16 protein-coding genes, 1 pseudogene and 1 other annotated feature are annotated in these 18,421 nt (G+C 31.5%); of the genes and pseudogenes, 1 reads left to right on the forward strand and 16 read right to left on the reverse strand.

The window, feature by feature from the left end; all coding sequences use genetic code 11:
- Nucleotides 1-94: 94 nt before the first annotated feature.
- The 5 genes and pseudogenes from BAQ46_RS04225 to BAQ46_RS04250 all read right to left on the reverse strand — a co-directional run bounded on the left by BAQ46_RS04225 (nt 95) and on the right by BAQ46_RS04250 (nt 5,211).
- Nucleotides 95-1,318 (reverse strand): MerR family transcriptional regulator, encoded by a 1,224-nt coding sequence (locus BAQ46_RS04225; RefSeq protein ID WP_071741665.1) that lies wholly within the window; start codon nt 1,316-1,318, stop codon nt 95-97.
- Nucleotides 1,319-2,139: 821 nt separating this feature from the next.
- On the reverse strand, nt 2,140-2,589 hold the full coding sequence (locus BAQ46_RS04235; protein ID WP_000072998.1) for a GNAT family N-acetyltransferase: 450 nt from the start codon (nt 2,587-2,589) through the stop codon (nt 2,140-2,142).
- Nucleotides 2,590-2,908: 319 nt separating this feature from the next.
- Nucleotides 2,909-3,541: a type 1 glutamine amidotransferase family protein gene (locus tag BAQ46_RS04240; RefSeq protein ID WP_071741666.1), complete on the reverse strand. Its 633-nt coding sequence runs from the start codon at nt 3,539-3,541 to the stop codon at nt 2,909-2,911.
- A gap of 74 nt (nt 3,542-3,615) precedes the next feature.
- On the reverse strand, nt 3,616-4,578 hold the full coding sequence (locus BAQ46_RS04245) for a helix-turn-helix transcriptional regulator (protein WP_001124123.1): 963 nt from the start codon (nt 4,576-4,578) through the stop codon (nt 3,616-3,618).
- A 63-nt stretch (nt 4,579-4,641) separates the two neighbouring features.
- Nucleotides 4,642-5,211 (reverse strand): annotated as a pseudogene (locus BAQ46_RS04250) (recombinase family protein).
- 567 nt (nt 5,212-5,778) lie between these two features.
- Between BAQ46_RS04250 and BAQ46_RS04255 the strand changes: the two are divergent.
- Entirely contained in the window at nt 5,779-6,351 is a 573-nt protein-coding gene (locus BAQ46_RS04255; protein WP_071741667.1) for a DJ-1/PfpI family protein, read from the forward strand.
- A 173-nt stretch (nt 6,352-6,524) separates the two neighbouring features.
- On the opposite strand, the gene BAQ46_RS04260 is transcribed toward BAQ46_RS04255, so the two are convergent.
- The 11 genes from BAQ46_RS04260 to BAQ46_RS04310 all read right to left on the reverse strand — a co-directional run bounded on the left by BAQ46_RS04260 (nt 6,525) and on the right by BAQ46_RS04310 (nt 18,403).
- A complete protein-coding gene (locus BAQ46_RS04260; RefSeq protein WP_000831948.1) occupies nt 6,525-7,331 on the reverse strand; it encodes a DegV family protein in 807 nt (268 codons plus the stop codon).
- Between the two features lie 199 nt (nt 7,332-7,530).
- Nucleotides 7,531-8,037, reverse strand: a complete 507-nt coding sequence (locus tag BAQ46_RS04265) for a DUF3189 family protein (protein WP_000576329.1) — start codon at nt 8,035-8,037, stop codon at nt 7,531-7,533.
- 254 nt (nt 8,038-8,291) lie between these two features.
- A complete protein-coding gene (locus tag BAQ46_RS04270; RefSeq protein ID WP_071741668.1) occupies nt 8,292-8,924 on the reverse strand; it encodes a VanZ family protein in 633 nt (210 codons plus the stop codon).
- 142 nt (nt 8,925-9,066) lie between these two features.
- Complete coding sequence (locus tag BAQ46_RS04275; protein ID WP_000350625.1) at nt 9,067-9,660, reverse strand: GNAT family N-acetyltransferase; 594 nt, start codon at nt 9,658-9,660, stop codon at nt 9,067-9,069.
- A gap of 4 nt (nt 9,661-9,664) precedes the next feature.
- Entirely contained in the window at nt 9,665-10,687 is a 1,023-nt protein-coding gene (locus tag BAQ46_RS04280; protein ID WP_000849933.1) for a serine hydrolase domain-containing protein, read from the reverse strand.
- A gap of 111 nt (nt 10,688-10,798) precedes the next feature.
- Nucleotides 10,799-12,037, reverse strand: a complete 1,239-nt coding sequence (locus BAQ46_RS04285; RefSeq protein ID WP_071741669.1) for an MFS transporter — start codon at nt 12,035-12,037, stop codon at nt 10,799-10,801.
- 65 nt (nt 12,038-12,102) lie between these two features.
- Nucleotides 12,103-12,361 (reverse strand) — a binding site (T-box leader).
- Nucleotides 12,362-12,416: 55 nt separating this feature from the next.
- Nucleotides 12,417-13,238 carry an SDR family NAD(P)-dependent oxidoreductase gene (locus tag BAQ46_RS04290; protein WP_000504475.1) on the reverse strand — a complete coding sequence of 274 codons (822 nt, stop codon included), beginning with the start codon at nt 13,236-13,238 and terminating at the stop codon, nt 12,417-12,419.
- Nucleotides 13,239-13,322: 84 nt separating this feature from the next.
- Nucleotides 13,323-13,919 carry a TetR/AcrR family transcriptional regulator gene (locus tag BAQ46_RS04295; protein ID WP_071741670.1) on the reverse strand — a complete coding sequence of 199 codons (597 nt, stop codon included), beginning with the start codon at nt 13,917-13,919 and terminating at the stop codon, nt 13,323-13,325.
- A gap of 180 nt (nt 13,920-14,099) precedes the next feature.
- On the reverse strand, nt 14,100-16,238 hold the full coding sequence (locus BAQ46_RS04300; protein WP_000549357.1) for a penicillin-binding protein: 2,139 nt from the start codon (nt 16,236-16,238) through the stop codon (nt 14,100-14,102).
- A gap of 314 nt (nt 16,239-16,552) precedes the next feature.
- Complete coding sequence (locus tag BAQ46_RS04305; protein WP_001104979.1) at nt 16,553-17,152, reverse strand: undecaprenyl-diphosphatase; 600 nt, start codon at nt 17,150-17,152, stop codon at nt 16,553-16,555.
- Nucleotides 17,153-17,413: 261 nt separating this feature from the next.
- A complete protein-coding gene (locus BAQ46_RS04310; protein ID WP_000644319.1) occupies nt 17,414-18,403 on the reverse strand; it encodes a zinc-binding dehydrogenase in 990 nt (329 codons plus the stop codon).
- Nucleotides 18,404-18,421: the final 18 nt, after the last annotated feature.

An 18,421-nucleotide genomic window follows, 5' to 3' on the forward strand; every position in this document is an offset into this window, starting at 1 on the left:
ATTTTGTGTTACGTACATTGTAAGTTCTTGGGTCAACCCAATCGCAATATGTACGATTTGAATAATTTTAAGGGGAAATAAATAAAAGATGGGGTTAACCCCATCTTTTTCCGAAAAATGAATATGTATAAATTTCTTCACCTTGAACAAAGAAATCCTCGTACTTTCCGCCTCGTTCCAAATAATTTGAAGTACTTTCATCAATGTATTGAAACTGTAGATTTTGGAGTTCTTTCTTTATTTTGGAAAGTGTAAAATTTGCTCGAAAATTATTTGTAATTTGGCTATTTAAGCTGAAATTTTTAAATAAAATAAATAAACTTAATAAATAACAATTGGATTTAAAAAGTGGGTTTAATTCGTGAAGTGAAAAATCCGCATGTTCAAAACTATAATTGCTCGTACCAGAGTGATCAATTACAATATCTACTGACCGATTTTGAATAGGGATGTTCAAAAAATCCGCACAGATAAAGAGAATATTTCTTCTCGGATTTTTTCTCGCTAATACGTCTTTTAAAAATAAAAGTTTATTGAAATCTCTATCTACTGCGATGTATAGGCAATCTTCGGGTAGTTCTTCATAAATGCTCCTCAAAAAGAACCCAAGTCCTGATCCTATATCTAGTATTAATTTGTTATTTAAATCTAAATGTATTAGTTTCTTTTTCGCCCATTCCCCTTCTTTAAGCATATTTTCCAAATATGCATTATCAGTTTCATGAATATAATCCGAAATAGTATCTTCAAGTGACGTTCGCTCATTTGCTTTAAATGATTTACCAGCAGTTATTATTCCTGAAGTAATTATATATTCTTCACCACAATTACAAATTAACTTTCCCTCGGTAATTTGATTGTTATTAATAATTCCATCTTGAAGAATTAGTTTTTGTCTACACTTAGAACATGTAAGTAAATGTAGTATACTTAAATCTATCCCTATAATTGTATTGGAAGTTTCATTTGTTAATAATAAATCATGTAACACTCCCTTTAATTTATCCCGTTTCTTCTCCAAAAGTTCTATTTCCTGTTCCATTTTGTCATATTTTAGTTTAAATAAAGATTGGTAAAAGATATCTTTTTCGTAATTCATAGATTTTGCTAAATTTTTATAAAAAAATAGTTCTTTGATTTCATTCAAGCTAAATCCTAGATCTTTGTAATGTATTATAAGTTCTAAATCTGTTTGACAATACTCATCAAAAAAATAGTGGCCTCCCTTTTTTTCAGGAATAATAAGACTGAGATCCATATAATGTCTAATTGTATCAATACTTAAGTTATTTACTTCTCCAAACTTACCGATTTTCATAATATCCCTACCATTTAAATATTTTTTTATATAGATTTCTATTTTTACCTTTAAAAATCCTTTCACCTTTTTTATCAACAATATTTACGGAATAAACAAATGGTATCATTTATATTGTTGTGCCTAGTAATATAACATGCAACTTTTGGTTTAATGTATGTCAAATTATCAGTATTAGAATTATTAAACCTCAATAAATTTATTAATTTCTACTTAATGAAATGTACCTATAAACGGTGAACTATTGGAGTAGGATTACTGTAGAAGATTACATAGGGGTAAAGTGAAAAGTGATATGTTCTGTATTTTAGGTTGTATAATGCTCACATAACGTCTCATTATCGGTAGCAAGGAAAAGGCGAAATCTTCAATTAGGATGATGATATAATTAAGTGGGAATTTACTTTATTTTATAATTTATGAGGTGGGAAATGGACTCTTTAGAATTAAATAAATCTAAATATATTATCTCGAACATCAAAGATATTCTGTATAAAAAGCTTATTCTTAATAAACCACTAACCAAAGGATACTTACTGGTTCGTTATACAAAACCAACATCTCTAGCAAGATCCCGTAAGGCATTTGGAGATAAAAAACTTTGAATCTCCTGTGCAAATAATTGTAATTCATCAGATACAGGAATAAACATACAAAAACGCCATCCTTTCCTATGATTCTAAAAATAGAATAGCGTAATTTTTAATTTAAGGAAATTTTGTTCTGCTATCTTAATAGCAATGGGGAGCTACTCCTATAAGAGTTGAATAGTAAACATTTCTTTACCTTTTGGTAAAGAAATAATCGATTTCAAATGGCTCTCATTTAATTGCGTACTTAAATAAGAGTTCTCCATTATTTAGGTCTCTTTCATTCATAAACTCGAATCCTATACTTTCGTATAAGTTATAAGCTGTTCTGTTTTCCTCAGTGACACTTAAATATATAACGTTTACCCCATATTCTTTTGAAACTATATTAATAAGTTTCATCATAGCAATTTTCCCATAGCCTTTGCCTTGATATTTTTCATCTATCATTATTCTATCAATCCAAGTATCCTTATTAGGACCAAAAGAACCGTACATAGCAAATCCGATAATTTCTTCATCATAATATATAGCTACCGGATGCCATTCATGATAGGTATTAGCTTCATTTAAACATTCATCTATGGTTTCAATAAATTTTTCTTGTCCAGACCTTAATTTTATATTTCTAACTTTGAATTCATTAGTATCATCTATATCTCTAAAATGTACATTACTCATGTATTAACTATACCCCCATCACTTAAATCTTATTTAATTATCATCCTGCTTTTTTAAACAATGAATTTTCTGAATATTTAACTTTATTTTACCATAAGATGATACAAATCCGTGTGTTTTCTCATAACAGATTAAAATTGACATACTAGGGGTACAAATACATACCTATCAAGCTAAGATTTTATCGTATCCTCTAAACGGGAATTTTGTTTTTTATAACACCGAAGTTCATTTTTATCGTTATCGATAAGGGAATTCCAAATTAAAAAGCCTAACTTCTCTGCAAATCAAAATAGAGAAATTGAGCTTTTTAGTTATTTCATTTTTTTATTGAATTCATTAACTGGAAGAAGTATTTAGGTTTATGAGTCTTATTTAGGTTATACCATGAATGTAATGTATCTGGTGTAAATACATCTATTTTTTTCAGTACCTCCCTTGCAAATTCCAGAGGAGCTATTCCTGAGGCAGTAACTAAATTCGCATCAGATACCGCAGGTCCCAACTCATAGAACTTTTCTCCTTTATAGTTAGGACATACCATTTTAGTATATTCTAAGTTATTACTTGTATGCTTTCTAGTATCCAAGTATCCCATATTCGCAAGGGCATCAGTTGCACCACAAATTGCAGCAACAATAGTGCCAAGCTTTAAAACTTGACCAATTCTTTCTAAGATAGGTTGATGAATTTCTTCACCCCAAGTAGTCCCTCCTGGTAAAATTAAAAGATCTTTACTCTCAAGAGTACATTCATCAAGGGAAATATCTGGTTTTATGCTCAGCCCTCCCATAGTAGTAATCATTTCTTTATTAGCTCCTACTGTAATTACTTTTAAAGGTGCTAAATCTTTTTTGAAATATCTTCCTGAGTTTAGTTCAGCAATTAAATATCCATATTCCCAGTCCGACATTGTATTAAATACATATAAAAAAGCTTTTTTTGTTTGCATCTAATAACACTCCAATCACAATTTATATAGCTATTATAATATAACTTCCCTGACAGTTAACGTCAGGGAAGTTATCATACTTGATGAAATTTTATTAATTCAGACAGAACTTCAATAATTCTATTCTTAAGACTTATTGGCTCAATAACTTTAATAGATTTATTGTACGGTAAAAGTAAATAAGGTACATATTTATATATCATATCTTTTTCAAGAAGAAAAACTGCTTGATTTGAAGTCCGTTCTTGTAAATAATGTCCTAAAAACCAATGTTGGCAAATATCAGCCAATACATTTTTATCCCCATTAATAACCAAAGAAATAATACTTTCCTTATCTTCTATAGTTGGAAGAAGACTTTTTATAAAAAAATCACTTGCTGAAAAATTGTCTGGCCGGTTAAACTTATTTTCGGTTTGTATTAAACTTTCAATTCGATCTACTCTAAAACTACGGATATCATTCCTAAGATGACAAAATCCAATTACATACCATTTATTATTCCAATAGATAATTCTGTATGGATCGACCAATCTATAATTTAATTGCTTTTCGCCACTTTTATGGTAAAGAATTTTTACTGAGTACCCGTCAGCTACGGCCTGTTCCAACTCCTTCAAAAAAGTTTCTATAGAGAGTGAACTTAATCGACTTATTACTTCAAGACTAGTTAAATGTTGGTTTATCTTTGTTTCTTGCTCTTGATTTGAGTATTTACTTAGTTTTGAAATGGCCCTATTTAAGGCTTCACCTCCATAATATCCGGCTTCTTCTGCAAAAACAGCAGCGTGAAATAGTGAAGTTTGCTCCTCAAAATCAAAAAAAAGAGGAGCCTCTACAAAATTGTTCAATAAAGTGTATCCACCGTTATGTCCTGGTTCTGAAATTATAGGTACGCCACTAGTTGAAATTGTATCAATATAACGATACACAGTCCTTATATTTATCTCTAACTTTTCTGAAATTTGTTTTGCAGTAATTTTTTCACCTGAACGAAGCATCCATAGAATTGCTAGCATATTGTCAATTTTAGGCATATAATTTCACCTCTATATGAAACTTATTTTCTATTATATATTTCCGATCTTTGGTATAACTCATCAACTGTTCCTTTCCGATAGCTTTCTATATAATAAGGCCTAGACACATTTGTAATTTCATAAGTTTTTTATTTATAGTCATATCTCCCTTTTTATAAAGCTTTACTGCATAATTCATTCCTGCATGATTTTTATGGTACTTCTTTGACCGACCTTTCAACTTTCCTTCTTTCTTAGCTAGTTCAATTCCTTCACGCTATCGCATACGGATAAAATCACGTTCTAATCGGTTTACACCCGCCATAACAGTAATTAAGAATTGGATGTAGGGATTATCTTCTGATAAATCTAGCCATGTATCTTTTAAGGATATTAAATTTACCTTTTTACTCCGTATATTATTGATTAATTCAAATAAATCTTTTGTACTACGAGTAATTCGAGTTAAGTCCGAAACATAAATAATGTCAACTTCTTGTATACCCTCTAACATTTTTTGAAGTTTCTTACAATCTTTTGTTGCTCCGGAAACTTTTTCTTCAAATTAATATCCATTCCGATTTCGTTCAGTTGCTGAAATGGCCTTGAGGTATTCTGGTTAATTGAACTGACACGTATAATAGCATAAATGGTATTGCAAGCGTAACTAGTTTCTTTACTTTCATATTAACCTTTCTCCTAAAAACTAAAGAGATTTATACCTATGCATATAAAAAGATACATCTTTTATATGATATTGGTTAAATTTGGATGAATATTATTTTATATTAAAAAAATAAATAGGTCAAAATTATTTTAGGGGAATTATAAAAATCATATTATATATAGATTAGCAAGCTAATGAAAAAATGCCCTCCTAAAAACGAAAAACGTGTTTCTATCTGAGAATTTATAAGAAAGGATGACGTTTTTATTTCTATTTGTATGTGTAATAAATTACACTCATTTCCTTGAGGATTTTAAAGATTTTCATCCCCAATACCTTACGAGTTATTGCTACAGATCTTGGTTTTGTACAAAAAACCGATAGAAACCAAGAAAAAGATTTTATATCTTTTTATGTTTAGAGGCGTTAAAAAATTACTACACCTCCTTCATATACGTGTAATATACAGGGATTTATAACTGGATATAGAACATAAAAAAGAGATGTTTATATTATTAATAAAATGATATACATAAGTGGAGGGTTAGAAAATGAAAATTGCAATAGTCTGTTTCGATAACTTTACCGATATAGATGTTTTTCTACCATGGGATTTATTAAATCGTGTACGTTTAGTCGGTGGTATTTCCGATTGGGATGTCCAGCTTTTAGGGACGGAACAATCTCATATATCTATGTCTGGCTTGCGTATTCCCATGACAGGAAGCATATCTGATATCCCTTTTGCCGACGCTGTAATTTTTGCGAGTGGTAAAGGTGTAAAGGATTTATATAAAAATCAACAATATATGAATAGCATTCATGTAGATCCTCAAAGACAATTAATAGGATCTATGTGTTCTGGTTCACTACTATTAGGAGCTAAAAAATTACTAACTGGTAAAAAAGCTACTACATATCCCTCAGCAGTAGAACAGCTAAAAGAATTTGGTGTAGACGTTATTGAGAAAAGTTTCGTAAACGAAGGAAATATATCGACTGCTGCGGGTTGTTTTGCTGCTCAAGAACTATCGGCTTGGATTATAAGGACCCTACTTAATGAAGAAATGGTTGATATTGTACTAGAAACTGTTCAGCCAGTAGGAAAAGGTTTATATTTTTAATCTCAAATCAAGTCAAGAAATTGTGGTTGCTCTCCAAAAATGATAAAATAAGATTTTTGTTTCGAGTTAACACAAATTTCGTTCTAGAGTGCTATAAAACTTCAACTTGATGGTGGCGTGGTATGCACCATTTATAAATAAAAAAACCCGCGTATCATTCACGGGTTTTCTTCTTAATAACTAATTGCTATTGTACCTTCACCTGCATGTACCGCAAATGAAATTGGTAATGGATATAATTTGAAATCCATTTCAGGAAATGCTTGTCTAATATCTGAAATCCATTCTTCAGCTCCATCTTTATCGTTAGCATGGAACATGTGAAGTACTTTTGGCAATTCTTTTTCAAGTTCATTTTTAATGTATTCTCGACATTTTTGGATTTTACGTACTTTCTTTTCAAGTAAAAGCTCTCCACCTTTTACTTCTAATATTAAGTTGACACTTAATAAACTTCCAAGTAAAAATTGAACTCCCTTTACACGTCCACTTGCATAAAGGCCTTTTAAACTTTTCGGGAATACGTGGAAAGGTCTTCTTTTTTCATCTACTAATGTTTTGTGTATATCTTGTAAAGTCATACCATCATTGTATAACGATTTTGCTTTTCTAATTAGTTCGTCCATTGGATAACTTGTTGTTTCACTATCTAATACCGTTAATGGGAAACCTGCCATTTCTGCAGCTAACTTCATGTTTTGATAGGTTCCACTTACTTTTCCGCTAATAGCAACTGCAAATCCTTCTTCATATTCTTCTTTGCATTTCGAAAATAACTCTACCATTTCCCCTATGTTAGGTTGTGATGTAGTGACAGTTTTACCTTCGTTTAAAGCATTATAAACGCGCTCACGCACACCTTCTTCACAATCTTTGTACGACACACCATCAATAATAACTTCAATTGGGATAACAAAGTTATCTCCTTCTGTTGTAAAACTCGCAGTTGTACTATCAGTAATCCAAGCAACACGCTTCATGTTGTTCCTCCCTTAATTCAATTCCTCTTTTCTAATTTTTCTATATATTTATGTTATGAAAAGAGAATATCCCTGTAATAGTAACAGGACTTTATTGTTTTGGCTATAGTAGATAGATGATAAATGTGAATATTTCTTGTCTTTTTCACAAATTAAAAAGAAAATCAAGAAATTTGCTTGATTTTCCTTTTATCCTACATTATTTAAAAGTTTCATTATCTAAAATCACAACATAATCATTTGTTAATCGTCCGGCTTCTTTCGTATAACTAACAAGTCTTTGTACATTATCACAGCTAAGTTTTGCACCCCATACGAGTAACGGTACACCGATAAAGTCGATGTGAAACCTTCTAGAAAACAGACCGCCAAAAGTCATTGGTAAAGGCACTGTTGGTGATGTATTAGAAAAAATAATCTTTTCATGACTTTGATAATGTTTTTGCAGAATCTCTCCTAAATGCTTCATCGCAGGTACAACGATTTTTGATGCGCCGCATCCAATCGTATAAACCGGGTTACCATTTTCATCTACTCCATGAAAAATAATTTTCCCCATATCTTCAGTTTTCAATTTATTAAAGTAATCCACATTTAATATTTCTTCTTTTGTTAGCTTACGATCCGTTGGTAATTTATTTAAATGATAAGCTGCTGCAAGTGCAGTTGAATGCGTTCCGCCGAAATCCGTGTAAATGAATATCATATGATCATCCCTTGTTATAAAAGTTCAATGTTATTTAGTATTACCGTTCACAGCATTGATAAACAAGGGATGAATGTATTTATACTTTTTTATTAATGTATTATTCATTTCCGATTATACTATTGTCTATTTATTATGTTACACCATGTAATAGCCATAAGCTTATTTATAAAAGTAAAAAGACGTACTTTTGACTCGTACGTCTTTTATCATCTTTATTCAAAATAAATGTATACTTTAACACGTATGAATTGTTAGTTATCAATAGTTTCTATTCTTTTAGAATCCGTCTCATTAAATACTTGAATGTTAAATTTAGCAGCTAGCATAATAGTGATTTTATAAATAAAGTATCCAAGAATATAACCTATAACGTTACATATTACATCATCAATATCAGTAACTCGTCCCACTCCACTAAATAAAGACTGAATTAATTGTAGCAATTCAATACTAGTTGATATAGAAAATCCTAATAAAATTGTATTTTTGAATTTTTTATATTTATCCCATAGGATTGGTGCTAAAAATCCTAAAGGCATTAATAATAAAATATTTCCGCCTACATTTCTTATAATTAGACCAATCATAAATAGGGCATCTCCATCATAAGCACTACCAATTTGATTGATGTCTTTAATAATTGATGCAAATGGTATTATATTGACCGAGCGATTCAGATTTTCAATATTAGAAGGAAAACCGATTGGTAAAGGGAATAAAGTTACTGCAACAACCATACAAATGTAGACCAAGAATAAAAAACTTATTATTTCTTTCCACCAAATCACATGTTTTTTATTTTTGATACCAATTAATATTCCACGTACAATTAAATAACAAATAACCCCTAAAATAATAAACAAGCTACCGTTGATCATATACAAATTGTTAACACATCCTTTCATATGAATTAATAATTAAAATTTATAACTATATAGTAATGTTTTTTAATTTAAAAATCCATATATCCATATGTAATCGTGCAGAATTAGAAAACCCTTTATTTAGTAAATAAAGGGTTTCTCGTTAACTAAAATACTTTTCAAAACAAAAACAATCATGCACTCGTTTAAATTGTTTTCTTATGTCTTCTTTATTTTCACCTGTATAATGAGCAAATGTTTGAACTGGATATAACTGATCTATATTACTTTTCATTACACCTTTTATCTCGTCTGTATGATCGCTATATACGTGTAAATAGGAATCTACTTTTACAAATCCGTTCTTTTCATACCATCCATGTACCCATAGATTGTCCCTAGTCCATGCTTCTAGGCGATTTAGGTTACGTTCATTCGCTAACTTCTCCGCTTCCTTTAATAGCTGATTACCAATTTTCATTCTACGGAAATCCGGATGAACTGCAATATGCCAAATCATACCACCAAGACCAGTTCCTCTTGAACAAACTGTACGTTCTTCTAATTCATATTCGATATCTATTAAACCTACAATTTGATTTTCATATACAGCTACTAGTTCAATAGCCGGATGTTCATATCTTTCCTTTTCTCTAAATACATTATCGTAATAAGCTGTATCTAAAAAAGATAACACACGGCAACGTACCCAACCGGTTTCATCCTCTTTTCTATACGCTCTAATTTCTATATCCATATAATTAAAAACCTCCTTCTATTTCTATCATTAATTTTTCGGGTCCTGCTTCTTTATTTGATGGAATAACTAATGTAATTCCTAAGTCTGGATATACGGCCGAACGAAAACTGACGCCTGGGTCATATCCCATTACATGATATTTGAATATCTTGTTTTCTCTTGTTTCAATCCATATTCCATAGCCATAAGATTGATTATTATTTACTTGGATGTGAGGAGTTAAAAGTATTTTTGTATATTCTTGGCTTATAATTTCATAGTTAAATAACGCTTCCCAAAACTTCAGCATGTCTGACGCAGTAATAAAAGCTCCACCATCCGAACCACCTTTTATCGGAATAGAGTAAGCATTTGTTCTCCATGTCTGGCTAATTTCATCTTTTATATATCCGAGAGCTGTCTGCCTTGGTAATCTATCTAAAGAAAAATAGCCCGAATGATTCATACCAATTGGATTAAATATGTTTTTTTCTATATACTCCGTAAATTTAAGTCCTGTCTGTTCTTCGATTATTAATCCCAGTATGATAAAACCTGCATTGTTGTAGTGAAACTTACTTCCTGGTGCATACATCATATCTCTGTTTTGAAATAATGGTAAAAAGTCTTTTAAACTTTTTAATAAATACATAGGTGTTTGTTTCCAAAGATCTTCGAAGTTATCCATAATACTTTCATCAAAATAATCTGGAATACCCGAACTATGCGTCAAAAGGTGATGTATTGTAATATCTTCATTAAAGTTTGGAAAGTTAACACTTAAACACTCTTTTAACTTTGTTTGAAAAGTAATTACCCCATTTTCAACAAGTTGACAGACACCGATAGCTGTGAATATTTTACACCCAGAGGCAATTCCAAACCTAGTTTGTAGCGTATTGTTTATACACTCATTTCGATTTGCATAACCAAACGCTTCTTCATAAACTATGCCCTTTTTTTCTTTCACTAAAATTACCCCAGAGAAATCTATATGACGATATGTTTCTTTTACAATGTTATCTATTTGATCTTTTGTTTTCATTACAAAAATCACCCTCGTTTATCAATATTGTTCTCCTTTCTTATATTTCCATATATAGGAGGGATAACCCTCCTATTGAACATCGTAAGATTTAAATCAAAACTAAGAGAACTATTTCGAATGTATAGACTCAGAAGAATTCACCTTAGAATGTGAAGGCAATAAAGTAAACACACACAATATAATAGTTATAAGTAACATTACCAATGATCCTACAATAACTACAAGTTGTATAGAAATAAATTGAGTTGCAACTCCGAATAGAATCGTAATCAAAATGGTTATGCCGGCAATTACTAGTTCATATATACTTCCAATCCGTCCCATTATGTGAACGGGAACGTTGTTTTGATAAAAGGTATAATATCCTGTATTTGCATATGCCATAGAGAAAGATAAAATAAGAAATCCGATAGCAGCTATTAAAAACCCATTTGAAAAAGCATAAATTATATAACCGATTGCGATGAAAAATGATCCTATTCCAATTAAAAATGAAGGTGTTAATTTTTTTGATAAAATTGTATTTGTTATTGCTCCTAAAATAAATCCGGCTCCAGCAATACTAACTAAAAAACCATATTCACTATCTGTTAACAATAAAACTTCTTTCGCAAATGACAATTCAAGTGAATCATTTGCGGCAGTTAATACTATCATCCCTTGAAATAAGAAGTACACGAAAACGATATACAAAGATTTTTTACTGAAATTTAAAACGATGGTCCAATCTTTTTTTAGTACAGCTAGAGACAACCTGTCATTTGATGTATGAATATCAGGTTTTTTATCAAGATTAGGTAGTAGCAAGGTAATTACTCCTGATAAGAGAAATGCTATGGCATTCATATATATAGCAAACTCTGGTGTACTTGCTATTAACAATGCTCCCGCTATCGATGGACCAATTACAGAGGCACCAGACCCTATTAAACTACGCAATGAGTTGAAACGTTGTCTTTGTTCAACTGGTATTAATTTCGTCATATACGTCATCGCAGTTGGCTCATAAATTGCATTGGGCATACTAATAAAGAATACGAATACATAAACGATCCAAAGTGATGGAAGTAATGGTAAAATAGCGATAAATACCGCGCGATATATATCGAGGTGAATCATTAATTTTCGTTTATTTAAACGATCAATCATACTTCCTGACCAAGCGTTTGTAAATAGAGTAGCTAATGGTTTAATTACATATAAAGTAGCAACAGCTAAGGCTGAGCCACCCATATGATAGACAAGTACATTCAGTGCTATTAAGTAAATCCATGCCCCTAAATTTGCAATACCAACTCCGGACAGTAGTAATAAAGGATATTTCCAATCTTTAAGTAAGTTTTTCATTTTTGGCCCCCGCTTTCCAAATTGTTTTAAACCAATAAAAAAATCCCACCCCCAAGACTTTTAATCTTAGGGACGAGATTTATTATCGCGGTGCCACCCTAGTTTGTTAATATGTCACCATATTAACCTTATCTGGTACTGCATTTTCATTCATGCTTATACCATAGCTCTATAACGGGAGCTCCCGTCACACCACCCTCTATTAATAGATTCCGATGCGCTGCTCAGAGGCTTGGTTCAATAAAGAATTTTTACTCCTTTTCAGCTAAATGGAGCTCTCTGTGAAAAATTCATCTTATTTACTCTTCTCTTCACTGCATTTGATTTTTTCCATATTATCACAATTCACTTTAACTGTAAATACAAAATAATCAGATATTTATAGTTGCCTCATTTTTGCTTTTCGACCAATTCGGCATATGAAACGCATTAGCTTTTTATGAAGATAAGGAAATAAGGTAAAGAATACGTCCATTGTTTTTTTAAACGGCATTGGACATATAACTAATTTATTTTTATGAATAGCTTTCAGTGCAATTTCAGCAAACTTGTCTGCTGAAATCGGCTTATTTGTTTTTAGTTGTTTTATAATTTGGCCCTTATTCATATTAATTGCAATTGATTTTTCAAATATGGGTGTATCTACAAAAGTTGGACAAAGTACACTTACATTTACACCGTATTCTTCTGCCTCATAATGTAATGACGTTGTTAAACCGACGATAGCATGTTTTGTTGTTGCGTACGCGGTACAAAGTGGAGCAGGTCCTAAACCTGTTGCAGACGCAGTATTAATGATATGACCAAATCCTTGTTTTTTCATGAATTGGTAAGCCAATTGTGTCCCGTAAATTACTCCTAATAAATTTATTTCAATAATATGTTTCCAATTATCTAAAGACATATCGAATACTTCTCCATACATAGCAATCCCAGCATTATTAAACATATAATCAATTCTACCAAACTCATTAACTATTTTTATAATAAGTTCCTCTACGGATTCAGCGTTAGTAACATCTAAATATTCGAACCTAGCTAGTTGATTATTATTTTTTATATTATTCACAAGCTCTTGACCACTTGTTTCATTAATATCTGCGATAATTACAAATATATCTTTATTTGCTAATTGAATAGCTAAAGCTTTACCGATACCAGAAGCTCCGCCAGTTATAATTGCGACTCTTTGTTCACCCATATAAAAAACCTCCTGTTGTTAATACATATAATGAAAACGGACGAGTGTAAAGATTTGAACAATCGTTCTAATTCGCTTGTAATGCTACGCATGTTTGTTTGAAATAGAAAGTAAAAAAATCGTAATGGCTTCATTAAATAAAACTTCTAATTTCTCTGTTTCAAATGAATGAATGAATTGACATAATCCACCTAGCCATGAACCTAATAAAAGACTTGAATCCTCAACATTTTCTATATAAAATTCACCACTTTGTATACCTTCATCCAAAATTTTTTGATATGTTTTTAAAGGGATAACAGCTAAACCATAGAGTTGTTGAATTGTAGAAGGGTTCGCGCTCGGATCAGAGGCAAGTTCTTGTCCTGCTCTTAATAATGGCGTTGTGTAATTATAAAGTACAAAATTAGCTATCCCATATAATTTCCCAGTAGCGTTTGTATACTGTTTTTCTGCTAATTCCCATTTATCGTGCCAATTTCTCATACTGTCTTTAGCTAAATAAACAAATAATTCTTCTTTATTTTTATAATGGTAATATATATGTCCTTTACTATAACCAGAGGCTTTTGCAATGTTATCAATTGAAGTTCTTGTATATCCTTTTAAGGAAAATAATTCTGTCGCCTTCTCTGCTATTATTTCTTTGGCTAAATCGCTATCGTATCGTCTTTTATTCAATGTAGACTCCTTCCGTCGTTTCATACAAAAATTTGAACAGTCGTTCTAATTTCAATATATGTAGGTTTTTCTGTTTTAGTAACTGTTAAGTTTATTATTTCCCCTAAAAATTACGGTGCGTGAAATTACTTGAATCATAAAAAAAAGAGTCTATTATATAGACCCTTCATATTTCCTGAATTAATTTGTATTTGCCTCTGCTAACGGTTGTAACGGTGGTTCTAATTCTAGTTCTAATATATCGCCTTCTTGTATAGCTTGTCCTTTTTCAATACTTTGATTTGTTACATAACCCGTACCTGAAGTTTTTAAATCTAATTTTAATAGTTTAGAAAAATACATAACATCACGCATGGACCAACCTTGTAAATTGGGCATTGTTGCGTTGTTTCCTAATAAAAATATACGATCACCTTCGCTCATTACTTCACCAGACTGCGGATATTGTTTTTTAATTTTTCCTTCTCCTAAAATTATCGGTTGGAGTTTCTCTTTTTTTACATTATTCTCTACCGTATCTATTGATTGATTCACATAGTTTTGCACTTTTAATTGGGATTTTTTCGTTGCATCGGTCATTTGTTGTTCTGTATATGGTTTCACCTTTAAATATTCAAGGCTATTTTTCACAACTGGTTTAAATATTTCAGCGAGTGGCTGAGCTCCATATTCATCTCCCTTTAACTTTGGCTGCTTAATAGCTAAGTATACAATTAACTCTGGGTCATCAATTGGAGCCATACCTAAAAATGAAAAAATATAATTTTCTTTTCCTTCCATATATCGTCCATTTTCAGGATTCGGAATTTGCGCTGTTCCTGTCTTGCCTCCTATTGGGTAACCATCGACTTTATACATTGTACCTGTACCTTTTGAAGACGTAATAACACGCTCCATTAAGTCTCTTACCTTGTCCGCAGTCTCTTTTTTTATCGGATTGCCAACTTCTTTCGGTTGATTTTCCATAATAACTTGCTTGTTTGTTGGATTTACAACTTTGTCAACGATATATGGTTGCATCATTTTCCCGTCATTTGCTATAGCGGTTGCAGCTTGGATTAATTGAATTGGAGTTACTGTAGAACCTTGTCCGAAAGAAGTTGTTACTTGTTGAATTTGTGTATTTAATAATAAAGTATTTTTACTTTCACCAGGTAAATCTATTCCCGTTTTTTGGTTAAAACCAAATTTGTTCATATATTGCTTAAATTTATTTGGTTTTAATAACTGATCTTCTAAAATAGAAAAAGCTACGTTTGATGATCTTTCAAAACCTTCATCAAATGTAATAGATCCCCATCCAAATCCACCATTATGATCTTTTATATCAGATGAACCTACTGAATACTTGCCGGATTGAAAATATTCTTTCCCGTTATATACACCTTCATTAATTGCTGCAGCTAACGTAAATACTTTCATCGTTGAACCTGGTTCATATGCATTTGCGATTGGATCATTTAAAAAGTATTCAATATCCCCTTTATTAGGATTAAAACTAGGTTTACTAGACATAGCTAAAACTTTCCCCGTCTTTGGATCCGCTATAATACCTACTAACATAGAAGGATCATAGTGCTCTTGCGCCTTATTCATCGCTTCTTCTAAAAAACTATTAATTTGTTTATCAAGCGTAAGATATACGTTATTTCCATGTTTAGCAGGTTCTATTTTTCCTATATCATTTGTAAGCGGGATACCTCCTCGCGCTCCCACATATTCTATATTCCCATTTGTCGAGCGCAAATATTTATCTAAACTTTTTTCAAGCCCAAACTTCCCTTCTGTATTTCCTTTATCGTCTGGTCTAGCAAAACCAAGTATATAAGATGCAAAATCTTCATTTGGATACACTCTTGCTTTCTCAGGCATAAAAGAAACACCTGGGATTTTCAATTTTTTAATTTGTTCTTTCTTTTCCCTAGACAAATTCCGGCCAACTTTTCCGATTTCAACTTGCGTACGCCCTTCATGGAAATTCTTTAACACATCTTCTTTATTAATTTCAAGCGCATCAGCTAATTGCGCTGCGGTTTCATCTTTATTTTTCAATTTGCCATTACCTTTCAAATTCACAACAACACGATACGTTGTTGAATCTTGAACGAGCACTTTTCCAGTTTGATCATAAATCGTGCCACGATTCGCTTCCAAAACACCATTTTTATTATGTTGTTCAGTTGCAAGATCCTTTACATTCACATTATGCACGACCCCTACTGCTTGAATATAGAAAAAACGCAAAAGCATAATAAGAAACAAAACAATAAAAGCAATCATAAAATACCGCGCGCCTTTATTCGTTTGAAGTTTATGCATATTTCGCTCCTTTCTTTCACCATTAATTACTACAAAGATGTGCTACAAAATATGTAGTTTTTACTTTCAATACTATATGTTTCGAAGTTTTCGTATGAATTCCTTTAAAACAGTGTGAAACTAGTTATAGTTATTGTCAGTTATTTAAATACTTAAAATACAGTACGTGAAATTTAAGAATATTCATTCTTTTTTTTGCATAACACTCAAATTGTTATTGCAAGTAATCTATTCACTTGTATACAACAAAAAATCCTCCTCTGAATTTCCAAAGGGGGATTTTTTCCTAAACTATAAAAGGCTAGTTATGAAATTTAAGCTACATGGTTATATTTCTCTAAAAAACGAATTCGTTTCGCTACGAATGCATACATTTTGAAAACAAGTTTTGCTATTGGTTCAAAAATACGTTTTTTCTGCAATAATAAACAGCTTGTTAAAATCGTTATGACAGCCGCACCCATTACATCTAAAGGAAAATGAACACCTACATACAAACGTGATATACAAACTAATACTGCCCACAAAAGTGCGATATATCTTAACTTTTCTCCTCTAAGAATAAACATGAATGCAATCGATAATACAAGTACAGAATGATCACTAACAAAGGATGAGTTTTCTGCGTGGGGTACTAATTGATTCACATCATATGATACAAAAGGACGTGGATGATAGTATACTAAATGAATAAAAACATTTACTAGCAATGCAATTATTACTGAAAGTGTCGTATACAACACTGTATATTGTTTTCTTATCGCATTCTCTTTCTTTCCGTTATGAAACCATAAGATAAGCATGAATAGAATAGCCACATATGCAGCACTATTTGTAATAGCAATCATTACCTTATCTAAGAGTACAGATGTACCTGCTAAATTGTTTATCCATTGAAATACTGCGTAATTCACATTACTCTCTCCTTATAATTTCTTATTTCACTTGAAATTAAGATACAAGTTTACTTGATTTACACAGTATACAACATTTACACACATTTAGATTTTCACTTTATTCATGTTACTATTTTTCATTTGACAATTATGTAACTATTTACACGCATTAAAAATATATATGATGGAAAAACCTTTAAAATCATATAACCCACTAACTAAAAGTGTATATATTACATAACATATACATATAAAAACATAGGTTATTAAATCATATTTTTATTCCATACGTAGAGCGATATTACCAAACTGTTCTCCCTGCTCCATACGTCTTAACGCTTGAATCGCTTCTTCTAACGAATAAACTTTATCCATAATTGGTTTAATCTTATATTTCTCTATAAACTTAATCATTTCATTAAATTCTTCACTGCTACCCATAGATGTCCCCATAATATCGATTTGATTATAAAATAACGCTCGTAAAGGTAATTCAATTTTATCTCCGGAGCTTGCACCAAAATTAACAATTCTCCCATTCGGTTTTAATACATCAAAGTATTTTAAGAATGTTGCTGGACCTATACTATCAATTATTAAATCTACTTTCCCTCCGCATAAACTCTCTTCCCAATTTCCAGAACTATTAAAAGAAAAATCTGCGCCATATGCTTCGGCAAATTTTCTTTTGTTCTCTACCCTTGAAGTAACACTTACTTTTGCGCCAATTGCTTTTGCAAATAACATAGCAAATGTCGCTACACCGCCGCCTATCCCAGGAATTAAAACATGTTCCCCACGCTTTAATCTACCCTTTGTAAAAAGCGCTCTATATGCAGTTAGTGCCGATAAAGATAGAACGCCAGACTCTTCCCAAGTAAGATATGACGGTTTTCCTACTACATTTTCAGCGGGCACTATTACATATTCAGCAAACGTTCCATCTTTTGGTCCCCCTAACACCTCTGGTAACTCTGGTACTTCGGCAATATTATCCCATCCAATACTAGGATTAATAATGACCTCGGTTTGTAATAAATCAGCTGAAACACCTTCTCCTATTTCTGTAACAATACCTGCACCATCTGACCCTATTACTAACGGTAGATCCATTTCTTTTCTATTGTTTATAATAAATAAATCCCTATGATTTAATCCTGCTGCTTTTAACTTTACTTTTACTTCCCCGGCATTAGGATTTGTTTCAGATAAAAACTTATATTCTAACCCCTCTACCCCTTTTTTATATTGATGTAAAATTGCTTTCATTGCTTCATTCCCCCTTAA

The organism is Bacillus paranthracis (assembly GCF_001883995.1).
Lineage (GTDB): Bacteria > Bacillota > Bacilli > Bacillales > Bacillaceae_G > Bacillus_A > Bacillus_A paranthracis.

What these genes read in the sequence shown, in the direction of transcription:
- BAQ46_RS04225 (WP_071741665.1), bottom strand. Translation starts at nt 1,318, where the DNA reads ATGAAAATCGGTAAGTTTGGAGAAGTAAATAACTTAAGTATTGATACA.
- BAQ46_RS04235 (WP_000072998.1), bottom strand. Translation starts at nt 2,589, where the DNA reads ATGAGTAATGTACATTTTAGAGATATAGATGATACTAATGAATTCAAA.
- BAQ46_RS04240 (WP_071741666.1), bottom strand. Translation starts at nt 3,541, where the DNA reads ATGCAAACAAAAAAAGCTTTTTTATATGTATTTAATACAATGTCGGAC.
- BAQ46_RS04245 (WP_001124123.1), bottom strand. Translation starts at nt 4,578, where the DNA reads ATGCCTAAAATTGACAATATGCTAGCAATTCTATGGATGCTTCGTTCA.
- BAQ46_RS04255 (WP_071741667.1), top strand. Translation starts at nt 5,779, where the DNA reads ATGAAAATTGCAATAGTCTGTTTCGATAACTTTACCGATATAGATGTT.
- BAQ46_RS04260 (WP_000831948.1), bottom strand. Translation starts at nt 7,331, where the DNA reads ATGAAGCGTGTTGCTTGGATTACTGATAGTACAACTGCGAGTTTTACA.
- BAQ46_RS04265 (WP_000576329.1), bottom strand. Translation starts at nt 8,037, where the DNA reads ATGATATTCATTTACACGGATTTCGGCGGAACGCATTCAACTGCACTT.
- BAQ46_RS04275 (WP_000350625.1), bottom strand. Translation starts at nt 9,660, where the DNA reads ATGGATATAGAAATTAGAGCGTATAGAAAAGAGGATGAAACCGGTTGG.
- BAQ46_RS04280 (WP_000849933.1), bottom strand. Translation starts at nt 10,687, where the DNA reads ATGAAAACAAAAGATCAAATAGATAACATTGTAAAAGAAACATATCGT.
- BAQ46_RS04285 (WP_071741669.1), bottom strand. Translation starts at nt 12,037, where the DNA reads ATGAAAAACTTACTTAAAGATTGGAAATATCCTTTATTACTACTGTCC.
- BAQ46_RS04290 (WP_000504475.1), bottom strand. Translation starts at nt 13,238, where the DNA reads ATGGGTGAACAAAGAGTCGCAATTATAACTGGCGGAGCTTCTGGTATC.
- BAQ46_RS04300 (WP_000549357.1), bottom strand. Translation starts at nt 16,238, where the DNA reads ATGCATAAACTTCAAACGAATAAAGGCGCGCGGTATTTTATGATTGCT.
- BAQ46_RS04310 (WP_000644319.1), bottom strand. Translation starts at nt 18,403, where the DNA reads ATGAAAGCAATTTTACATCAATATAAAAAAGGGGTAGAGGGGTTAGAA.